This is a genomic window from Corynebacterium sp. MSK041 (genome assembly GCF_030232265.1).
Classification (GTDB): domain Bacteria; phylum Actinomycetota; class Actinomycetes; order Mycobacteriales; family Mycobacteriaceae; genus Corynebacterium.
In genome coordinates this window covers 1-461 of sequence record NZ_JASPJK010000052.1, presented here as the reverse complement: position 1 = coordinate 461, position 461 = coordinate 1, and the positions used below count along the sequence as shown (strand labels likewise).

At 56.0% G+C, this 461-nt stretch carries 1 protein-coding gene; it reads left to right on the top strand.

The annotated features are described in order from the left end of the window. Positions 1-110 precede the first annotated feature (110 nt). Positions 111-461 (top strand): ATP-binding protein (locus QP968_RS11155; protein ID WP_284856462.1); only part of this gene is annotated, 351 nt, incomplete at its 3' end.

The following is a 461-nucleotide window of genomic DNA, read 5'->3' as shown; positions in this document are numbered from 1 at the left end:
CCCGCGACGAAGAACCAACAACGCCCAAGCGCCCCGCTTACCAGCGACGCAGCTGATGCCGTCTTTATTCGGCCTGCTGACCACTACGAAAACTAGAAGGAGCGTGAACCATGAGCAACATCAATGACGAAACAGTACGGGCAAAAATGCGAAAGCTTCGCGTATCGACCTTCGCTGATGTCTTCTACGAGATTGTCAACGACGAGGCCTACGCGGATGCGCTACCAGAGGACATCTTCCTCGCAGCAGTCGAAGAGGCCTACACACAACGGCAACAACGCAACATCGCCAAAGCCATCACCCAGGCACAATTCCGATACCCGGATGCGAGCCTTGCTGAAGTCACCCGGGCAGAACAACGCGGCATCAACATGCGCCAACTGAAACGAATCGCGGCGACCAACTGGCGGGAAAACCCGACCAACATTCACATCCTCGCACCGACCGGAACAGGGAAAACA